This window comes from Planctomycetota bacterium, assembly GCA_016207825.1.
Classification (GTDB): domain Bacteria; phylum Planctomycetota; class MHYJ01; order JACQXL01; family JACQZI01; genus JACQZI01.
Genome location: JACQZI010000023.1, coordinates 1 through 19,214, shown reverse-complemented (window position 1 = coordinate 19,214; position 19,214 = coordinate 1). Strand labels below are relative to the sequence as shown.

The following is a 19,214-nucleotide window of genomic DNA, read 5'->3' as shown; positions in this document are numbered from 1 at the left end:
ACTCCTTTCAAAGCATGGAGCAAAGAGCATAGAGCGTATAGTAACTCCATGCTCTAAGCCCCTATGCTCTACGCTACGCAATTACCACATGAATCGCCTTGGTCCAGGGACCCGATTTATCGGGACTGCTGGTATTCACCCAGCGGAAAAAGCCGTAAAAACTGTCGCCGGAGTTCTTGTCGCCTACGGTGATGGTGAAGCGCGCCTTTCTGGATACGACGGTGCTTTTGGCATCCTCGTAGCCGGACGGCGGCATCTCGCCTTTGGGCACGATGGCGTACCGGCATTCAATTCCGTCGGCGATTGCGAGCATGCTCACCCGGGTGGCGTCTTTTTCGGTTTGTGACCGGACTTCAATGACGCCGCTGGCGGCGGGCTTGAGGTTGACATAGGGGGTGAGCTCAATCTTGGCCCTGGGCGTCGGCTCGGTGTCATATTCCTTGCCGACTAAAATGGACAGGTCTCCAGGGCTGATTTTCCGGTTACCGCGGACGTTTTCCTTATGGAATGCCCTCCACTCGTCCAGCAGGCGCTTTTTGCAGTCCCGGAAGTCCGTGACATCCGCGCTGGTCCGGCGGCGCTTATCCTGAATCTTGTCATAGAGCGGGTTAAATTCGGCCTGGAGGTCAGTCAGCGGGGTAATCGCGATGTCCGGTATGCCCCAGGCAACCTTATTTGCCGCAATCAGCTCCAGGTAACTCTTCACCTTGTTATAAATGTCGTCGTTCTGGGTCGGTATCCAGTCCGTTTTTCTTGTCAATCCCATAATTCACTTCTCCTTTCTCTTCAAACAGGTTGTATTGTTAGCAATCCGGGTTAGATTGTTAGCAATACGGATTAGATTGCTGACAATACAGTTTAGATTGCCAGCAATACGTGTTAGATTGTTGGCAATCCGTGTTAGATTGTTGGCAATCCGTGTTAGATTGTCGGCAATACGAGTTAGATTGCCAGCAATACGAGTTAGATTGCCAGCAATTCGGGTTAGATTGCCAGCAATTCGGGTTATATTTCCGGGTTACTAAGATAACCTATGATTTTGAGAGGCCCGCCTGAACGAGCCATTCGGGCAGGTGATTTTCGATATGCCCTCCCCGACATTATGTCGGGGCCGAGGCTCGCCCATGCGGGCGGCCGAAACATCGCCCTTGGATACCCCTGCGTCGCAGGGTCCAGCGTCATTTTTTTAGCCGGTTTCTTTCTTGAGTTTAAGCACAAAGCGGTATTGCTTACCGGATGACAAGACCACTTCCTTGTCGCCTTTTTTCAGGGTTTTGACATCGACGTGGAGTTCTCCGAAGCCGGGGTAGTCAACCAATTCCCTGAAGAGGGCATCAAGCTTAGCCTGAGCCTGTTCCATGTTTTGCCAGCGTGACTCACTCACATTAAACATCACCTCCTCGAAGGCGCCCCGAAAGCTTTCGGGGGGCCGTAGATCCCGCTTCCCGACGCCCACTTGACTGAATCATTCGCGTCGTGGCGCGGGATACTTCATTAATTTCAGGATTCATCCTGCCTATTGAACATATGAACTATTGAACTTTGAATTTATGTTTGGTTTCCCATTTTGGTTTATCATCCATGGGCCTGTATTTTTTTGTATCGTCAGCGTATTCAAACAACTCCTTGCCGTTGACAATCTTAGCGTCTTTGAATGTTTTCTCAGCCACGGAGATTAGATGCAGAAGATTTTCGGCTTCCCGGAGCTGGTGTATATCCGGATGCCTGGCTTTGAGGATTCGCTTATGCAGGTAATAGGTAACGATTTCCTTCATTTTTGCGCAGGACCGTGGGCTTGCCATGATAGAGTTCTTGAACCACTGCATTGTTTCAGAGTCAGCCATCTTTTTTATCTTATCTTTCGGCATAATCAAATCCTCCATAATTAGTATTGCCTGCCTCGTCCCGACGTAACGTCGGGACGGGTGTCACCGGATTACATATCTCATACATACAATAAATACTAGTGCTATTGTTACTAAAAGGTGAAACAGCATCGCCCAATCAGTCAAAATTCCAATACAATATTCCTTATTACCCTTTGGCGAATTCCGGGGACGCCTTACTCAATTCCCCAATTCGGTAAGGCGTCTCCCGAATAGCATACTACTTCTTAATCTATTTTGTGTCGTCAGAATTACCGGATACATCTTCTTTAGATTTTGAATATAAAAATACTTCATTTTTAATGGGGATAATTGAAACACATAATACAGCAACTCCACTTATTGCGATGTATAAATCAATATTAGATAGTACTGAACGTAAATCAGGGAGAATAGAGCTAGCAAAGAGTAAAATACCGCATACAATACCACTGCCAATAAAAAAGCAATTTATAATAATAGTTAACCTTGGTGTTGTTTTTCGTTGAAGACATCGGATAAGATAGATAATTATTAAAATGCCGCTTAATATGATAGATGGAATAGTAACAATTTTATCTAGGTTTATCATTTTTTGTTACCTCCCTGCTTTGATTTGCCTGCTTCATTCCCAAGAATACCACCAATAATACCTCCGATGATTGCACCAGGCAAGCCACCGATAGAAGCACCAAGAATGGCACCACCAACCAAGCCGCCAGTTGTTTTAAGTTCAACATCATCTTTATAACCACAAGAGCAGTGAGTTTCATCCTCGGCTAAAAAACGACCACATTTAGGGCATTTATTAGGCATATTAATCCTCCTTGATTATGAGTCTTTCTGTTTAATAGAGTCTATTTCTCTAAATCTTCCCATTCTTTATATACTTTAAGTATTGCTTTAAATCTTGATGTGGTTGCAGGTTCAAAATACCTTTTCATTCCTTCATTTTCAACAAGTTGTCTTATTTCTGTTTTGTAAGTTTTCTTAAACCTATCTTTGTCGATTTTACCATCTATATATATAGCGCAGGCATTTTCATAAGCATTCAAATTATTCTCAACAGTAGAATCAAATATATTTTTATACGCTTCAATGGTTTTATTATAGGCAGGATGTGCAGAACCCATTATTGCTGGTAAATCGGCTATTTTTATAGATATTTCACTTACTTTTTCTTTCGTATTGGTAATTCGTTCGTTTATATACAGTTCAATATTGGCTGTAGATGCCGAACTTGATTTTCGTAGGGCAATAAACGAAACCACAAATGCTCCAATGGCTATAACGGTTGAGATTATTTCATAGACAGTCATTTTTTGCCTCCTTCCAATCTTTGTCTAATATAGTTAATCATTTGAAGATAATTCTTATTATCTGCTTCTTTAATTACAACTTTATCTTTTATAGTCAGCATACTATTAAGAATTAGTTTTTTATCCTCACTTGAAATAGGCGTATTTGAGTTGCTATAAGTCAATTTCTCCATTTCTTCAATAATCTCTTCGGCCGCAATCGTTATGTTATTTGCAGTCCGTAGTTTTTCTAAATACCTTTGTGCTAATTCTTGTAAAGTAGGCATTTTACTCTCCTTTCTTTATTGATTCTTTAATTTTTTCTTTCAACTTGCTGTTTTCTTCCATAAGCACTTTGTTTTTATCATTTACTTCCTTAAACCTAGAGTATGGGACAGGGTTTTCTGGGGTTTTGCTCGTTTTCTTGGTTTGAAAAGGATATCCACACTTTAAGCAAAAAGCCGCTTTATCAGAAACATCGTACTGGCATTCAGGGCACTTTATTAACGCCATATTTTTCTCCTTTGCTCCCCGATTACATCGGGGCTCTTTATTCACACTAATATACGCAAAATCGGCAAAAGTCTTTTCACCACCCAATGCCTACCCTCAGGGACTCCCGACCCCCTACGAGGACTCCCGATAATCGGGCCTGCCTGTGCTACGGCAGACAGGTGCCCCCGAGACGAAGGAGCGGGGTTATTCGGGGTGTTCATGTTTTCTTTCCGTATTCGTTTCACTGCGCCATGATTCTTTTTATCTCTTCCAGTAATTCCTTGATGATATAAGGTTTTTGGATGAATCCGTTAATCCCCAAATTGATTATTTCCTCATTCGTGCCGTCACTGCTATAGCCGGAGGAAATCAGGACTTTCACTTTCGGGTTAATCTTCTTCATGGCTTTTAGGGTGTCCAGCCCGCTCCAGCCGGGCATGATTAAATCCAGGAGGACCATATCAAACCGGTTTTTCTGTTGGCGGTATATTTCAAAGGCCTTTTCACCGTCCGCGGCGATTACGGCTTCATAGCCGGCGCGCTCCAGCAGGGTTTTTGCCATCTTCCTGATAGGCTCTTCGTCATCGGCAATCAGCACAGAGCCTTTGCCTTTTGCCAGGGCGGTTTCCCTTTTCGGGGCTTCCTGTTTTGCGGCGGCCTGTCCACCGTTGGCGGGGAAATATATTTTAAAGCTGGTGCCGATGTTCTTTTCGCTGTAAACCGTGACAAAGCCGTTATGGGATTTGATAATGCCGTAGGTTACCGATAATCCCAGCCCGCTGCCTTTGCCTATAGGTTTGGTGGTAAAAAACGGTTCGAAGATGTGCCGGACGGTTTCCTGGTCCATGCCGATTCCGGTATCCGAAACCGCCAGCATGACATACCTGCCCGGCTGCGCCTTGGGATAGAGCTTGATATCATCGGCGGATAAGTCCTTGTTGCAGGTTTCTATGATTATTTCACCTTTGCCGCGTTCCATGATGGCATCGCGGGCATTGATGCACAGGTTCAGGATAGATTGGTATATTTGCGAGGGGTCGCCGGTAATATTATGCAAAGAGGGGGCGAGGTTCAGCGTGATAACGGCGTTTTTCTCGATGGTGCGTTTGAGGAGTTCGATTACCTCATTGATGGTTTCGTTCAGGTTTATGGAGGCCGTGGTCATGGTTGTCGCTTTCCTGGTGAAATCGAGCAGTTTCCGGGTCAAGGTGGCGCCCCTCTGGGAGGAGCTCTCGATAGCTTGCGTCAATTGGTAGTTTTCGTTTTCCGGCGAAAGGTTCATCCTGATTAACTGGGCATTGCCGCTGATAGCCGCGAGGATATTATTGAAGTCGTGCGCCACGCCGCCGGCCAAGGTGCCGATGGCTTCTATCTTTTGCGCCTGGATAAGCTGTCCCTGCATCTTTTCTTTTTCCTGCTGGATTACGTGGCGCTGGATTACACCGGCCAGGGTATTGGATATGGCGTCCAGGAACTCCTTTTCTTTCCGGCTGAAAGGATGGCTTTCTTTAATGTAGAGATTAATCACCCCGACCGTTTTATTGTTCAGGAGAATCGGGTTGCAGTAATGGCCGTGCGGGGTGATATTTTCGTAGCTTATTTCATGGCGTTTGTCTATCTTATTGACGAACTGCAATTCGCGTTTCACGGCGGCCTGCCCGCAGATGCATTTGCCGAACGGAAGCCGGGCGCAGGCATTGCGGATAGATTCGGTAAGCCCGTGCTGCGCGACCATGACCAGCGAACCGGAATTTTCGTCGGCCAGGAATATGCATCCTTTCCTCTCGAACACAAGCCAGGGAATGCCCAGTATCAGCTCAAGCGCTTTCTGGAGGAACTGTTCTGTCGTGATATCCTGCAGTGAAAGGCGCAGGATGGCGTTTGCCGCGCTCTGTATGTCGTAGTTGTGCCTGATTTCTTCTTCGGCCTCTTTTTGGGCAGTGATATCGTGGGTCATGTGGACGAATATTTTTTTGCCGCCTTCGGTCCGGTAATCCGTAGGATAAATTGCGGATTTGAACCAGCGCCCTAATTTAGGCTCGAATATTTCCTTCTCGACTGCACAGCCGCCTTTTTCCATGGATTCTTCGAGCGGGCAGCCGTCATACCGACCGTCGATACCGTGGATTGCCCTGGCGCAATGCTGTCCGATAATTTCCTTGGGGTTGACGCCTAATACGTCTTTGACCTTTTCGTTTGCCATGACGATATGGTGGTTTTCGTCGACCAGCATGACATAAAACGGGAAAGAATCTATGATATCCTGGACAACCGGGTCGTTTGCGATATTGATGCCCTGTTTTTCGGCGGTGCTTTTTAATTGTGCCATAATTTTCACTTTCTCATGTTGCAATATTTATATATTGTATCTTGGCGGCTTCGCACCGCCCTTTATGTTCCTATATAATCTTCTTTTTTTGGATTAAATACTACTTAAAAACGCCTTAACAACTTGGGCGTCAAATTGCATATTACTTTCTTCTTTCATGATTTTTGGCAACGGACGGACTCATTGCCTGCCGGTAGAGGCGGTCAGCCGCCTTAAGACGTACCGTAATTTCGGAGCTCTTTATTCATTTTTTGTACACCCCCTCATCGGGGATTTCGTGCTCTCAACCCCCTCGTCGGGGATTTCGTACTCTCAACGGATTTAGCCCCGCTCCTTCGTCGGGGACTCCTTATTAATATAATATTTCGGAGCAGGGCGGATTCCGCGGATTATAACACATCCCTTTTATTCCCCTCTTGTTAGAGGGGATTAATTAATTCGTGGTATTCGTTCCTATTCGTGCGATTCGCCCCCTGCCTACTGGCGGGGACTCCCTATTAATAATATTAAATTGGAGCGGGGTGTTCATCTTTTACTTGTCTTTTCCTTTCTCCTATGTTATAATATTGCCATGAAAACCAACGGCAACGGCAAGCGGCTCATTGATACCAACCCGTATCTTAAAAAGAGCCGGAGCCGCCTTAAAATGTTCATACGCGATACCATTGCCTCCTCCCGTATAGAAGGCATCTATTGCAGCGACCTACAGCAAACAGCCAGACGTTCTTCAGCACGTAATCATAAAGCGCGTTGAAGAGCTTTCTTTATCAAGTCCTTTATCGGTTCATAATTCTTGGCCAATGCCTTTTGAATCGCCCGGTAATACTTTAACCTGGTTTTACCTTTGATAATCCCGAAATCAAGGGACGGCAAATCAGCCTGGAACGCCATCAGGTTAGCCAATAAACGGGCGAGCCTGCCGTTGCCTTCCCTGAAAGGATGTATCAATAACAATTCCGCATGGACGACGGCTATGGCTTCTATTATCTTTTCCTTGTCCTTGAAAGTGCAGGGCGTGTATTCGGCTAAAATATCACGGGAAAAGCTTTCCATTAAATGCGGGATTTGACGGGTAAAGGCAAAGGGGAAATCGCCTTTGCTGATATTGACATTGCGGTAATTGCCTGCCCAGGGATAGATTTTGCCCAGGAACACCTTATGGACTTTCCGGATATCATCCGCGGTAAAACGGTGGGTTTTGGAGAAAAAGCCGGAAGCCCATTCTTCGGTTTTAAAGAGGGCGATGGTTTCTTCCTTTTCAATAAGACGCCTGGATTTTATGCCGGGCAGGTTCTTCAAGACCCGCTTGCCTGAACCGGACTCGAACCCGCCAGACCAATTCTGTCGGGCTGGCTGGTTTTCCGCTAAGCCGTTTGTCTGATATCTGTTTTTTGCCATAATTATATTATACTATTATACGCAAAAACCGGAAAAAGTCTTTTCCCGCTAAGTTCACGAAGAAGCACCCCGATGCCTTCGTCGGGACTCCGCCAAAGGCTACGCATGCTCAATTCCTTCCTTTCTCCTGCCTCATTATCCCATTGAGATACACCTACGAGGGACGAGCCTACGAGAGACGAGGGACGAGCCTACGAGGGACGAACCCACGAAAGACGAGGGACGAACCTGCGAGAGACGCTTACTTTTCCGTCTTCGCGTTCGGATTAAACATCGCCTCGGCTTTTTTCAGGTTGGTCTTCATGGTCTCGGCGTATTCTTCCTGCGCCTCTTTTGCCTTTTCCAGCCAGTCCTGGAAGGCCTTCCTGCTGCCTTGCTGGGTGACCATTCCCTGTTCCATCATGGTATTAACGACCGACATCGCCTGGTCCTGGAAGGCCGCCATCATTTCCATGGAGTTCAGCCAATAGGCCTTGTTCAGCTTGAAGACCTCCTGGATGATTTTTTGCGGGTCGAACATATCGACCGGTTGGTGCATGCCCATAAATAGCTCCTTTCTTTTAACTGCTATCGAGTGTTTTTTCCCTTCGTCCGTGACCCAACCCCAACTCCCCATAAGCGCGGGGGTCGGGATTGGGACCTGCCGACGATTCGTTATTTGGAACTTGTCCGCTTATAAGCGTTCAGTTCTCCTTCGGTCAAAGCCACGTAATGGTTTTTGTTCTTATTGTTGAACCTGACCTTGTTTTCCCGCGCCAACCAGCCGGCGGCCAGATAGGCCTCCGCCTCTTTAAGGCTGGTTAATTTGGGAAGGTTCGCCAAAGGGACTTCCCCGTTTTTGCCCAGAACATGCCAGAGCTTGCCGGCATTTTCCCCGATTTCCTTTTGCATCTTTTTCACCCCCTCTCTATTTACTTAATTTATAGTTATTATGACTATTATACACAAAAACCGGAAAAGTCAATAGGTAATTTTTTAAACAGCCAAAGATTTATTTTCATCTGACCGTAAAATACGTGCGCAACAATCCGGTCTTGCCGCTAAGGATTATCGTGGTTTCCCCGAACGGGAATTCATGCTTGTATTCATCATTAACCGGCGGCTTATGCTTGTAGATAAGCGCGGCCTCGGTCCTTTTCCTGTCTTTCGCAATCGGCGCGAAAAAGAAGCAGAGCTGGTTTGAATCGCCGCAATGCTTTCTCCATTCGGTCCATTTCTCGTGATGCGCAATCCGTCCGTTGGCATTAGTCGCCGAGCCGATATAAACCACATCGAGCAGGTCGAGGGTATCCGCCAAGATGGCGTGCGAACATTCATAGACGACGTAGATGCCGGGCTTTTCGGGGATTTTCCCGATATTCGGTTCGCGCCGGCACACTTCGAACTTAAGATGTATCGTTTTGCTGTCCATAAAAGCTCCTTGTTAATTTACTTTGGGCTTTTTATGTCCTGCACCACGGTGTGATAATGCCCATTATACATATTTATAAAAAAAAGTCAACTTGCCCGACGCTCCCGGTCAGGCGGGTACCAAATTTTTTAATTCCGTAATATTTTTTTCCCGTTTCTCGCCATGCGTCTTTAGTTTTCATTTTTCCTCATGCGCGCTGCATTTTTCACTGAAACACCGCGGCCCCCGGAGCAGGGTATTCCTTTGCAGTTTGCACCAGGGCCGTTTGATTGCTTTCCCTGCCGTTTTATCCGCAACGCTGTTGATTGAGGCAGTGGTTGCATATTTGCACGTTTCATACTGGTTGCCAATTGATTTTTGTCCGGCCATATTTTTCCCTTTCGTCCCTCGTCTTTCATTCCTGCGGGTCGCTTGTCTTTATCATTTTTTCCAATGTATCCTTGGTCTTTTGCGCCTTGTTATTATGCGGGTCTAATTCCAGCGCCTTCCTGAAATCGTCCATTGCCATATCATACGAGCATTTGGCGTGATATGACCATCCCCGTTCGCAGTATGATTGTGCAAAGTCCGGTTTGAGTTCGAGCGCCCTGGACTGGTCGGCGATGGCCGAATCATAATCCTTTTTATTTCGGTAGCAGATTCCGCGCGAGTAATAGGCGAAATAGAATTCCGGGTGAAGCGCGATGGCCCTGGTATAATCGGAAATCGCCAGGTCATCATGCCCTTTTTTGGCGTAGGCATCGCCGCGGCACTGGTAAAGGAGCGCATTATTGATATCATGCCCGATTGCCAGGGTGTATTCGTTAATCGCCTTGTCGTAGTCGCCGCTGGTTTCATATTCTTTTGCTCCGGCAAGGTAGGGGTTTTCCGCAGCAAGCGGCGGGGGAATGCCGCATCCAGTAATGATTGCCGCAGAGGCACAGAGAACACAGAGAATAAATATTTTGTTGGTCATATGTTTATAAGTTCCTTTCAAGTCGATGTTAAATATTAAACTTAGCCGTTTCATCTTTTAAGTTGAGTAATTGGTTGTCCTTGTCTTGCTGTTGTTTGGCTTCCCTGTCTTGTTTTTCCCGGCATATTTTCTTGTATCGGCTGTTCGTTTCAAAGACCAGGCATTTGACGATATCTATGTGCTTTTGCTTGTTGTCATCGGCCGCCATAATCAGCATGATATAATCGTCGGCTACATACATTTTCCTTTTTTTGGGGTCTTCGACCGTGTCATAGGTTTTAACGAATTGTTCCACCCAGACAGCATCCGGCGTGGAGGTAAGTTTGAAAGGATAACTGTAGGCGTTGGAAAAGGAGTCGTTCTTTTCAATCTTATCCTTATCTATCATGACAATCTGAATTTCTTTAATCGCAGTGTCCATGATTTATTCCTTTCTGCCCGATGTTTAGAGCATAGCTTCAATAGATTTAACCAATGAATCGGTCGGTATTCCTTTTTCCAGGAATCCGTCCGCACCGAAATCGCGGGCGCTTTTTTCCAGTCCCTCGGTGGCAAAGCCGGTCAGCATGATTATTTTGATTTTGCCGTTAAACGCCTTTGTCTTCCTTAATACCTCAAGCCCGCCTACCAGGGTCATTTTATAATCGAGGATTACCAAATCAGGCGATTGTTCCATTACCTTTACCAAGGCGGTTGCACCGTCTGATGCCGAAATTATTTTATATCCCTTTTTGCTGAGCAGGCGGTCTAAGACGCCCAGGATGGCGATATCATCATCAACTACTAATATCTTTTTCATGGTTTTCCTTTCTGTACACCCCCTCATCGGGGATTTCGTGCTCTCAACGGATTTAGCCCCGCTCCTTCGTCGGGAACTCCTTATTAATATAATATTTCGGAGCAGGGCGGATTTATCTGATTAATATAATTCCTTTCTTTTTCCCTTTTCCTGTTATCTTTCTACTGACTACTGGTTACTCGCTACTTACTTATAAGGGTCTCCTTTATCATTTTTAATAGATGTAAGGTATTATAGGGTTTCTGGATGAATTTATAGCCTTTTTCCGCCGGGCCGTTTAACCCGATTTTATTATCCGTATATCCGCTCGACATAATAATCGGCAAGTTAGGTTTGGCCGTGCGCAGCTGTTCGGCCAGTTCAAGTCCGGTTTTATCCGGCAGGACCATGTCGCTTAACAAGAGGTCAAAACCCCCTTTTTCTTTGAGGAAGATATCCAGCGCCTCTTTTACCATGGAAGCGGGCGATACGTGATAGCCGTTTTTGCTGAGTATTTTAAAGGTGAAGTCGCGTATGGCATCGTCATCTTCCACCAGGAGTATCTTTTCCCCATTGCCTTTTTCCGGCGTGATTATATCGGATTTCTTTTTCGTTTGCGTCGTTTCCTTGGTTACCGGCAGGTAAACCCTGAAGGTGGTTCCGTGGCCGGGTTCGCTATAGACATTTATCCAGCCTTGATGTTGTTTGACGATGCCGTAAACGGTTGCCAGCCCCAGCCCGGTGCCTTTGCCTTTTTCTTTTGTAGTGAAAAACGGTTCAAAGATACGGGAGATTGTTCCCTTATCGATGCCGGCTCCGGTATCGGTGATGGAAAGGCAGATAAACTCGCCGGGCCGCGCCTGTATTACGTTTTTGCAGTATTCCTCGTCTATGGATAAGTTTTCCGTTTTAAGATTAATGATGCCGCCTTTGGACATAGCGTCGCGGGCGTTTATCACTGTATTCATAAGGACTTGTTCGATATTGCCTTCATCCGCTTTTATCATGGATGGCCCGGCCGCCAGTTCAGGCAATATCTTTATATTTTCGCCTATCATCCGCTGTAACATGGGGAGCATATTATCAATGATGGTATTGATATCTATATTGGCAAGCTCCCTGGGTTTTTTACGGCTGAAAAGCAGGAGTTGATGGGTTAGCTTGGTTGCCCGGCGCGAGGCGTTTTTGATATGCTCCATATCTTCGTAAAGGGGCGATTGCCTGTCCAGTTCCTCCATGACCAAATCCGTATACCCCTGGATGGTGGTGAGGATGTTGTTGAAGTCATGGGCGATTCCCCCGGCCAGGGAGCCGACGGCTTCCATTTTCTGTGATTGCATGAGCTGGTTTTCCATATTCTTTTGTGCGGTGATATCGTCTCCGATAGAGACGAAGCTGGTAATAATGCCGCGCGCGTCTTTTACGGGGGTGATGGTTTTTTCCTCGTAATACAATTCCCCGTTCTTTTTCCGGTTGGTAAACTCCGCGCTGAAGGGCTTGCCGGAAAGGATGGTGCGCCACATATTTTCATAAAACGTTTTATCGTGTCGCTCGGATTTAAGGATCCTGGGAGTTTTGCCTTCGGCAAGCTCTTTTCCTTTATAGCCGGTGAGCTTTTCGAAAGCCGGGTTGGTGTACTGGATAAAGCCATCTTTATCCGTGATAAGGACGAGGTCCGCGGTTTGTTCGACCACGTTGGAAAGCTTATGCATTTCCTCATGGGCCCTTTGCTGTTCGGTGACGTCGCGGGCAGTCACCACGATTCCGTTGATAACAGGATTACCGAGGAGATTATTCCCGATGGTTTCAAAACAGACCCACTTGCCTTTTTTATCCCTGATGCGCAGGTTAAAGGGCGGGTTAATGCCGGGTTTTTTCAGGGTTTCGGCGAATGATTCCGCGGTTGAGGAGATATCGTTTGGATGGACATGGTCCATGGGTGATTTGCCGATAAAATCATCAGGTTTATAACCGAGGATACTTTCCACCGAGGGTGAGATATATTTGACCGCCATTTTATCGTCCATGACGATGATGATATCCGAGAGGTTCTGGACGAGCGAGCGGAATTTTTCCTCGTTTTGGACGAGTTCTTTTTCAGCTTGTTTGCGCTGGATAATGCCGGTAAGCGTATTAGCGATTGCGGAAAGGAGCTCTACTTCTTTTTCGTCCTGTTTTTGCCCTTCTTTTATATAGAGGTTGATGACGCCGAGAGTCTTATTATTGAAGACAATCGGGACGCAGTAATGCCCGTGCGGAATTATGCCCGGGTAAGTGGTTTCGTGTTCTTGGTTAATCTTATCGCAGAACTGGATTTCCCGGCTGGAGGCGGCTTTCCCGCATACGCACTTGCCGAAAGGGATGCGGGCGCATTTTTCCAGTAATCCCGGATGGATGTTATTCTGTGTTTTCATTACCAGGGTATCCGTCCCTTCCGTAAGGAATATTGCCCCGCACGATTGAAGAGACAGCCATGGAATGGAAAGGATGGCATCAAGCGTTTTCCTCAGGATATCCTCAAGCGGGATGTTTTCAAGGGAGATTTTAAGGATTGAATTGATGGCGGCTTCTATATCCCGGCTTTTCCTGATTTTTTCTTCAGCCAATTTCCGTTCGGTGATAACGTCAAAGACCGCGACGAAGTGCTCCTTTTGCGAGCTGTAGACCGAAACCGCGAACCACATTTTCAAGCCTTCAACGTAGGTTTCAAAGCGTTCAGGGATGCCGGTCAGCGCCACCCGGCCGTAGATTTCAAATATATCCGGGCTTGATTCCCTGATGCCCGGTATGAGTGCGGTTACTTTTTTGCCGACCACGTTTTTCAACCCGGTCAGCGATTCGAAGGCGCTGTTGACGTCGAGACAGACAAAATCTTTCGGCTTGCCGTTTTCGAATATCATCCGGCAATAGGCAAAACCGTTCAGCATATTATTGAATAAGGAGCGGAAGTGTTCTTCGCTTTTACGCAGTGTTTCTTCCGCTTTCTTGCGTTCGGTGATATCGCGCAGGACGGACAGGAAATATTGTTTGCCGCCCAATCCAATGGTCGAGACATGGATTTCAAGGGGCATGATGGAGCCGTCTTTCTTGCGATGGGCGGCTTCGAACATCAGGCTGCCTTTTTCCGATATTTCTTTCATGCGCAACGGGATTAGCCTGGCGTATTCGGGCGTATCCAAATCGGCGAGGGAAATTCTCATGAATTCTTCTTTGGTGTAGCCGCGTGTTTCGTAAGCGGCTTTATTGGCGTAGATGAACCGGCCGTTTTCGTCATGGACGAAAATAGAATCCGTCGCGTTATCCAAGAGGGTGGAACGCATGGCTATTTCCTTTTCCGCTTTCTTGTGTTCGGTGATATCCATATTTACTCCGGATATGATTTCCCCCTCCAATATGCCGTTTATGAGCAGATGCTTGGTTTTTCCCGTCTTGGTAAGCAATTCGACCTCAAAGCCGGTAACATGGCCGCTTCTTTTAAGCTCTTTCATCAAGCGTGTCCTATCTTCCGGGTTTTTATACAGTTTTAAGATATCTACGCTTTTTAATTCTTCCGGGGAGTCGTATTCGAGCATCCGGGCAAATGATTCGGTTACATAAACGAAATCGCCTTTAAAGTTGCTTTGGTAACTGCCGGTATAAGGTATGTTTTTTATCATCTCTTCGGTTTTCTTTTGTTCCCTGCGGTGGGTGGAGCTTTCTTCGGAAAGGTAGCTGGCAAAGATAGCGACTCCGAAAAAGAAGAGGGGGCGGGTAATAAATTCAGTAAAGATAAAATTACCCTGTTGGATGGAGAGAAACAGGTAAAAAACGCTTATCAGGAAGGTGATGATGAAAGCCATCCGGACGCTTTTGGAGATGGCGGCAATGGCAATCACGGAAAAATAGGCGATAAAAAGCAGGGTTGATTTTACGGACAGGAAATATATGGCCAGCCCGATTAAGACCGCATCGAAAATGAAAATCCAGCCCAAGATGCGCTGGATAAGAAAGTGTGTGTGGCTCTCGAAGATGTATACGAATTCCGAGATGACGAATAATAAAGTAATTACCCAGAATGCTATGGGCAGGTGGTGGAGCCCGCGTTCCTGGAGGAGAATCAGGTAAATGATGGCAAAAACGATACCCCTTAATGTAACGATTACATTTTTCCTGGTCCGTAGTAAGAGCGGTTTTTCCGAAAGATATTCTGTCACGATTTACTCCTTAACTATGCTAATAAACGTCTTGCCTATTTTAGGGTCAAACTGCTTTCCGCATGATTCCTCGATTATCTTCAGGGCGGTTTTGGGAACCATTGCCTTGCGGTAAGGGCGTTCGGAGGTCATTGCGTCATAGGCGTCGGCAATGCTGATTATCCGCGCCCCCAACGGTATTTTTTCGTCGCCTAGTTTATCCGGGTATCCCGTGCCGTCAAACCATTCGTGATGGTGGTATATCAGCGGTTCTTCGGCTCGGAATAGTTTTATCGGTTCTATCATGCTCCGGCCGATAAGGGGGTGGGATTTGATATCAAGCCATTCGTATTCATCGAGCTTGCCCGGTTTCAGGAGCACCGCATCGTTTACGCCGACCTTGCCGATATCATGCAGGAGCGCGGCGTAATGGATTACCTCAACCTGTTCATCGGGCAGTTTCATTGCCATGGCAATCCGGTGGGAGTGTTCCGCTACTTTTTGGCTGTGGTTACGCAGGTACGAATTTTTTATTTCGAGCATAGTATTGACCATGCTTAATAATGTAAGATATCCTTCGCGCATGAGGTGGGTCATGGGTGAGCGACCGTCCGCTGGTTTATTTGCCCGTTGGTTCAGCGCCTGTTTGATTACCTGTTTAATCTGGATGAGGCTAAAGGGCTTGGAGATAAAATCCAGTGCGCCCTGGTTGATAGCGTTGATGAGCATTTCGTGGGTGCTGACGCCGCTTATCATTATTACCGGTATGTCCGTATTGAGTTTTTTCAGGCGGTTCAGGGTTTCCAGCCCGTCCATGTTAGGCATTACCACATCGCAGATGGCCAGGTCCGGTGTGTTGCGGGTGGCAGTTTCCACGGCTTCTTCGCCGGATTGTGCGCAGAAAACCCGGTAGCCGAGCTTGGAGAGGGTTTCTCTTAAGAATTCCCTTATCCCTGAGTCGTCGTCAATAACCAGTATTTTGTGATTCATGTTGCTTCCTCTCTGTTGCTATCCGGTTTTGATGAATTGCCCTAGCGTATTTATAAACTTTAAATTCGCCTTCTCCGTTTGAGATAAGCACTGCGTTTTGGACCAGATATTCCAGCACCTTTTCTACCTCGATGGTGTTTTCCCCGAGGTAGGCGGCTATTCCACGCGCCGTGACCCGGGTTTCCGGCCGGTCCGTAAACAGGCGCGCTATTTTCGAAAGGGTAATCTGGTTAATAGTCATGATGCTTTTCCTTTCGAGTCCTCTTCGCTATTAGGCAGTGAGCCTTCGGCGGGGAGCTCAGGGCGAGCCGGCCCGTCCGATGAGCTTTTCCGGCTTGGGCTATGAGAGCAATTATTGACCATTTGCTTTTTGAACCATTTCTTGATGGTATCAACATCAAAGCGCCAGGTGCCGCCAACCTTTGTGGCGGGTATTTTGCCTTCCTGGGCTAATTGATAAACCTTTCGTTCGTGGACGCCTATAAGCGGGGCAATATCCTTGGCTGTCAAAAGCCGCCAGATGGTATTTGGTAGAGGTTGTGATAACATATTTTTCCCTCCTAAAATCATGTTAATTTAAGCTTATTTCAGTTATATTATGCAGTTTTCGTGCCAAAAGAGTATAATTTTGTCGTTTTTTGCGTATATTTTCATTTTTGTCGTTCTATCTTATGATTTATAAGACATTAGGATGTGTAAATAAATTTAGGGAAAATAGAAATCAATCAAAAAGCGGCTGAAAGGAGGGCTTTTTTTGCACAAGTTCTTGTGCATCATGCACAAGAACTTGTGCATGAAACCGGTTTTTGCCCTAAAAATGGGGAAAAATAGTCAAATGTAAATGGTGGCCTATAATGCCCTTGTCCTAATTCCTTTAATTATAAGTGGTTGGGTAAAGTATATGGTTAGGAAGGGGTTAAAAATCGTATCCCATCCCGAATTCCAGCCTCCTCCCTGGAAAAGGGAGTATTTGGTCATACCAGTATTGCCGGTTAAAGATATTATAAATGTTAAGGAAGCAGTTTATACGTTTACCTGATTTTTCACCCAATAAGTTACTCAAATCGTAATTTATATGGGCGTCCCATATAAACCTTCGGTCTAATGGGTTGGCGGTAACAGGCTGGTTCCAGAAGTGATAATGTCCTTTGAGGTTACAGTTTAATTTATCGCCATAATTATAATTAAGCCCTAAGTTATAAGTCAGGCGGGCGGCGCCGTTGCCCTGGACAATCTTTCCTGTTTCACGGTTCTGGATACGGTTGATTGACCAGCCTGCCTGAGCTTGAAGGTTTTTCATGATATCATAATTTGTTTCTGCCTCCATGCCCTGGCGCCGGACGCGGTCAATATTATCGGCCATGGAAGTCCACGGCGGTACGACCAAAACGAAATTGACCTGGTCTTTTACCTCAGCCCGGTAGGCGGAGAATTTGAGCCAGAGCCCGGTTATCGGTTTGGTTTCGACACCGGCTTCATACACCACGGCGCGTTCGGCTTTAAGGGTTTCGTTCGCCACCAGGAAGGGATTGCCGCTGATATATTTGTAAAGCAAGGGCGGTGCGTTAAAGGCTTTTGCCGCCGAGGCGCGAATATCCGTTTCCCAATAAGGCAGGTGGTAAACCAAACCGGCTGAAGGGCTGAACTGTTTGCCGAAAGCGGCGTTGTCGTCATAACGCCCGCCGAAGTTTATATCGTATCTTTCAGACAGGATTATGGTGTAGTTTGCATAATATCCCTGCCGCCTTAATATTTCTTCATCGGCAATCTGGTCTGATTCCAGTTTGTCACGCCCTAAATCTGTCCCGGCGATAATAGTGTGTCCTTTGAATGGTGTAAGCCTGGAGGCAATGTCCATTCCGGAAAATGAGTCTGTTGTATCAACCTTGGTGACGGCGCCGGTGTTTAGCATAAAACGTTCCAGCGTGCTTGACTGGCTGGAAAACTTGGCAGCGGCATTAATATCCCACCAGCTTTTGGGATTAAGGGAAAATTTAAGGTAGCCGTAGCGGGTAAGGTATAAATAATCCTCGCCGAATCCCTGGGTCGTGAATTCGAATCCGCCGATATCCGCCCCGTTATAATGGAAAGCGGCTTCAATGGAGGCATTATCCATAATGGCATAGTTAAACTTGGCGCTGAAACGGCGGTCGGTGATTTCGCTATTGTCGCGGAATTCGCCGTTGGTGTCAAGGCTGCTTTCCCATAAATAATAACCTAATTTCCCGGTTGCGCCGGAAATCTCAAGATTGCGTTTCCAGAATTCATAAGGCCCCCAGCCGTATGATAAACCCAGCCCGGCTTTGGAAACAGGGTCTTTAGGGGATTTGGTTACTACATTAATTACGCCTCCCAAAGAAGAACCCCAGATAGATGAAGCAGCGCCTTTGATTATTTCTATCCGTTCCACGTTTTCGATAGGTATCTGTGAAGGGTCGGCAAAGGCGTTACCCTGTGAATTGAGAAGGACGCCGTCGACCATTACGCGGACGTGGCGTGCCTCGCAGCCCTGGATGGTGACGGAAGAAGGCTGCCCGAATTGGCCCCTGCCCTGGATATCTACTCCGGTTACAAGATTTAATGCCTCAGCCAGGTCATTTACCGGCATTTGTTCCAGTTCTTCAGCCGTGAGAATGGAAATATTATCCGGTATTTCGGATTGAGGCTGTGGTATGCGTTTGGCGGTAACCACGATTTCTTCGGCAGTAACCGGTTCTTCGGCATGGGCAGGCGCTGTTGCCGGTGAAAACAAAATGATGACGATGAATATTACTAAAAGATGTTTCATTTATTTTCCTTTCTGAAATGAGGAAATACGATATCATTCTTGCAGTGAAGAAGCAAGAATTAAGATGATTTTGTTTCCCTTTGCCGGGTATACGGCAAGTATAAACAAGTCGGCATTAGGCGGAAAATGTTTCAGCCAGGTAGATATTAAATAAAGATAAAGAAAAATAGGCAGATAGTAAATATTATCCTTGACAGAAATAAACTGAATTTCTATAATCCCATTCTAACGAATAATCAATCTGCATAATATAAGGAGTTTTCATATGCGCAGAGCTAAAATAGCAACCCTTAGTATTACTATATTAATATGTATAGCCGCTGCAAACCTCGCCTTTGCCGACCCAACCATCACCACAAATTCCCCCTTGCCTGATGCCTTGCTTAATACTGCATATAATACACAAATTAATGCCGCAGACGGCACAGTGTTTAACGCCACGGTAGTTGACGGAGAATACGGCGATTGGCCCGCGGGCTCAGGTTATTACTGGACAATCTCCGCCGGTGCTTTGCCTGCCGGGATGAGCCTGCAAACCACAAACCCGAACGGCACAGAAGCCTTTGAATGGTATGACCAGGGCTATAATTATTATACCGCGCGTTTGCCCGGTCAGATAAAAATAGTCGGCTCGCCCACCCAGACCGGAGTTGTCACTTTCACCTTGACCGCCCACTGTTTCGGCGGGGCAAATGTAAGCAAACAGTTTGCTATTACCGTCGGCACCAACCAGTT

24 protein-coding genes are annotated in these 19,214 nt (G+C 46.4%); 2 read left to right on the top strand and 22 right to left on the bottom strand.

Going from position 1 to position 19,214, the window contains the following annotated elements; all coding sequences use genetic code 11:
- Positions 1-73: 73 nt before the first annotated feature.
- The 9 genes from HY811_08360 to HY811_08320 form a co-directional block, all read right to left on the bottom strand.
- Positions 74-766 (bottom strand): hypothetical protein, encoded by a 693-nt coding sequence (locus tag HY811_08360; protein ID MBI4834813.1) that lies wholly within the window; start codon positions 764-766, stop codon positions 74-76.
- Between the two features lie 420 nt (positions 767-1,186).
- Positions 1,187-1,393, bottom strand: a complete 207-nt coding sequence (locus HY811_08355) for a hypothetical protein (GenBank protein MBI4834812.1) — start codon at positions 1,391-1,393, stop codon at positions 1,187-1,189.
- A 139-nt stretch (positions 1,394-1,532) separates the two neighbouring features.
- Positions 1,533-1,868: a hypothetical protein gene (locus HY811_08350; GenBank protein MBI4834811.1), complete on the bottom strand. Its 336-nt coding sequence runs from the start codon at positions 1,866-1,868 to the stop codon at positions 1,533-1,535.
- A gap of 250 nt (positions 1,869-2,118) precedes the next feature.
- Positions 2,119-2,457, bottom strand: coding sequence for a threonyl-tRNA synthetase (locus HY811_08345; GenBank protein MBI4834810.1), 339 nt, complete (start codon positions 2,455-2,457; stop codon positions 2,119-2,121).
- Positions 2,454-2,681: a hypothetical protein gene (locus tag HY811_08340; GenBank protein ID MBI4834809.1), complete on the bottom strand. Its 228-nt coding sequence runs from the start codon at positions 2,679-2,681 to the stop codon at positions 2,454-2,456. Before HY811_08340 ends, HY811_08345 begins: the two co-directional genes overlap by 4 nt.
- A 41-nt stretch (positions 2,682-2,722) precedes the next feature.
- Positions 2,723-3,184, bottom strand: coding sequence for a hypothetical protein (locus HY811_08335; GenBank protein MBI4834808.1), 462 nt, complete (start codon positions 3,182-3,184; stop codon positions 2,723-2,725).
- On the bottom strand, positions 3,181-3,450 hold the full coding sequence (locus HY811_08330; GenBank protein MBI4834807.1) for a hypothetical protein: 270 nt from the start codon (positions 3,448-3,450) through the stop codon (positions 3,181-3,183). Before HY811_08330 ends, HY811_08335 begins: the two co-directional genes overlap by 4 nt.
- A 1-nt stretch (position 3,451) precedes the next feature.
- Positions 3,452-3,676, bottom strand: coding sequence for a zinc ribbon domain-containing protein (locus HY811_08325; protein ID MBI4834806.1), 225 nt, complete (start codon positions 3,674-3,676; stop codon positions 3,452-3,454).
- Positions 3,677-3,899: 223 nt separating this feature from the next.
- Complete coding sequence (locus tag HY811_08320) at positions 3,900-5,987, bottom strand: response regulator (protein ID MBI4834805.1); 2,088 nt, start codon at positions 5,985-5,987, stop codon at positions 3,900-3,902.
- Positions 5,988-6,558: 571 nt separating this feature from the next.
- Here HY811_08320 and HY811_08315 point away from each other — a divergent pair.
- Positions 6,559-6,741, top strand: coding sequence for a hypothetical protein (locus tag HY811_08315; protein MBI4834804.1), 183 nt, complete (start codon positions 6,559-6,561; stop codon positions 6,739-6,741).
- Here the strand turns inward: HY811_08315 and HY811_08310 are convergent.
- The 13 genes from HY811_08310 to HY811_08250 all read right to left on the bottom strand — a co-directional run bounded on the left by HY811_08310 (position 6,726) and on the right by HY811_08250 (position 18,479).
- Positions 6,726-7,385 carry a Fic family protein gene (locus HY811_08310; protein ID MBI4834803.1) on the bottom strand — a complete coding sequence of 220 codons (660 nt, stop codon included), beginning with the start codon at positions 7,383-7,385 and terminating at the stop codon, positions 6,726-6,728. The genes HY811_08315 and HY811_08310 overlap by 16 nt on opposite strands.
- A 241-nt stretch (positions 7,386-7,626) precedes the next feature.
- Positions 7,627-7,929 (bottom strand): hypothetical protein, encoded by a 303-nt coding sequence (locus HY811_08305; GenBank protein ID MBI4834802.1) that lies wholly within the window; start codon positions 7,927-7,929, stop codon positions 7,627-7,629.
- A 110-nt stretch (positions 7,930-8,039) separates the two neighbouring features.
- Entirely contained in the window at positions 8,040-8,285 is a 246-nt protein-coding gene (locus HY811_08300; GenBank protein MBI4834801.1) for a winged helix-turn-helix domain-containing protein, read from the bottom strand.
- A gap of 97 nt (positions 8,286-8,382) precedes the next feature.
- Positions 8,383-8,796 carry a GIY-YIG nuclease family protein gene (locus HY811_08295; protein MBI4834800.1) on the bottom strand — a complete coding sequence of 138 codons (414 nt, stop codon included), beginning with the start codon at positions 8,794-8,796 and terminating at the stop codon, positions 8,383-8,385.
- Between the two features lie 177 nt (positions 8,797-8,973).
- Entirely contained in the window at positions 8,974-9,165 is a 192-nt protein-coding gene (locus HY811_08290) for a hypothetical protein (GenBank protein ID MBI4834799.1), read from the bottom strand.
- 25 nt (positions 9,166-9,190) lie between these two features.
- A complete protein-coding gene (locus tag HY811_08285) occupies positions 9,191-9,751 on the bottom strand; it encodes a tetratricopeptide repeat protein (protein MBI4834798.1) in 561 nt (186 codons plus the stop codon).
- A gap of 28 nt (positions 9,752-9,779) precedes the next feature.
- Complete coding sequence (locus HY811_08280; GenBank protein MBI4834797.1) at positions 9,780-10,172, bottom strand: hypothetical protein; 393 nt, start codon at positions 10,170-10,172, stop codon at positions 9,780-9,782.
- Positions 10,173-10,196: 24 nt separating this feature from the next.
- Positions 10,197-10,550 (bottom strand): response regulator, encoded by a 354-nt coding sequence (locus HY811_08275; protein MBI4834796.1) that lies wholly within the window; start codon positions 10,548-10,550, stop codon positions 10,197-10,199.
- Positions 10,551-10,732: 182 nt separating this feature from the next.
- Positions 10,733-14,722, bottom strand: coding sequence for a PAS domain S-box protein (locus tag HY811_08270; protein MBI4834795.1), 3,990 nt, complete (start codon positions 14,720-14,722; stop codon positions 10,733-10,735).
- A 3-nt stretch (positions 14,723-14,725) separates the two neighbouring features.
- Positions 14,726-15,691 carry a response regulator gene (locus HY811_08265; GenBank protein ID MBI4834794.1) on the bottom strand — a complete coding sequence of 322 codons (966 nt, stop codon included), beginning with the start codon at positions 15,689-15,691 and terminating at the stop codon, positions 14,726-14,728.
- Positions 15,666-15,932: a hypothetical protein gene (locus tag HY811_08260; protein MBI4834793.1), complete on the bottom strand. Its 267-nt coding sequence runs from the start codon at positions 15,930-15,932 to the stop codon at positions 15,666-15,668. The genes HY811_08265 and HY811_08260 overlap by 26 nt, the downstream gene beginning before the upstream one ends.
- Positions 15,929-16,240, bottom strand: a complete 312-nt coding sequence (locus tag HY811_08255) for a helix-turn-helix domain-containing protein (protein ID MBI4834792.1) — start codon at positions 16,238-16,240, stop codon at positions 15,929-15,931. Before HY811_08255 ends, HY811_08260 begins: the two co-directional genes overlap by 4 nt.
- Positions 16,241-16,607: 367 nt before the next feature.
- Entirely contained in the window at positions 16,608-18,479 is a 1,872-nt protein-coding gene (locus tag HY811_08250) for a TonB-dependent receptor (GenBank protein MBI4834791.1), read from the bottom strand.
- Positions 18,480-18,744: 265 nt separating this feature from the next.
- On the opposite strand from HY811_08250, the gene HY811_08245 reads away from it, so the two are divergent.
- The coding region (locus tag HY811_08245; protein MBI4834790.1) for a hypothetical protein at positions 18,745-19,214 on the top strand (470 nt) is incomplete at its 3' end.